The organism is Streptosporangium sp. H16 (assembly GCF_051918855.1).
GTDB lineage: Bacteria > Actinomycetota > Actinomycetes > Streptosporangiales > Streptosporangiaceae > Streptosporangium.
The window spans coordinates 1-863 of the sequence record NZ_JBPXMD010000124.1; the positions used below are offsets into that span (position 1 = coordinate 1).

Below are 863 nucleotides of genomic sequence, written 5' to 3' on the forward strand. Positions count from 1 at the left end.
CCGATGGCGTTGAGGGCGCGGAAGCAGTCCTCCCAGGGCACGTCGCCGCGTCCGGTGGAGACGAAGTCCCAGCCGCGGCGCAGGTCGGCCCAGGGCAGGTGGGAGGCGAGCCGGCCGCGGCGGCCGTCGCCGGTGCGGACCTTGGCGTCCTTGCAGTCGACGTGGTAGATGCGGTCGGCGAAGTCGAGGATGAAGGCGACCGGGTCGATCTCCTGCCAGACCATGTGGGAGGGGTCCCAGTTCAGGCCGAACGCGGGGCGGTGGCCGATGGCCTCCAGGGTGCGCACGGTGGTGTGGTAGTCGTAGGCGATCTCGCTGGGGTGGACCTCGTGGGCGAAGCGGACGCCGACCTCGTCGAAGACATCCAGGATGGGGTTCCAGCGGTCGGCGAAGTCGGCGTAGCCGTCGTCGATCATCTGGGGGGGTACCGGCGGGAACATGGCCACGGTGTGCCAGATGGAGGATCCGGTGAAGCCGACCACGGTGTCGACGCCGAGTTTGGCGGCGGCGCGGGCGGTGTTCTTGATCTCTTCGGCGGCGTTGCGGCGGACCTGTTCGGGGTCGCCGTTGCCCCAGATGCGGGCGGGCAGGATGCCCTGGTGGCGGGCGTCGATGGGGTTGTCGCAGACGGCCTGGCCGACCAGGTGGTTGGAGATGGTGTGAACGGACAGGTTGTGCTTGGCGAGCAGTTCCTGTTTGCGGGGGATGTAGTCGTCGTCGCTGAGGGCTTTGTCGACCTCGAAGTGGTCGCCCCAGCAGGCGATCTCCAAACCGTCGTATCCCCAGCCCGAGGCCAGGCGACAGACCTCCTCGAACGGCAGGTCGGCCCACTGGCCGGTGAACAAGGTGATCGGCCTGCTCAT

At 68.5% G+C, this 863-nt stretch carries 1 protein-coding gene; it reads right to left on the reverse strand.

What is annotated here, in order from left to right; genetic code table 11:
* Nucleotides 1–863, reverse strand: an 863-nt coding sequence (locus ACTOQ2_RS43965) for a sugar phosphate isomerase/epimerase family protein (RefSeq protein ID WP_440107990.1), incomplete at both ends; no start/stop codon positions are given.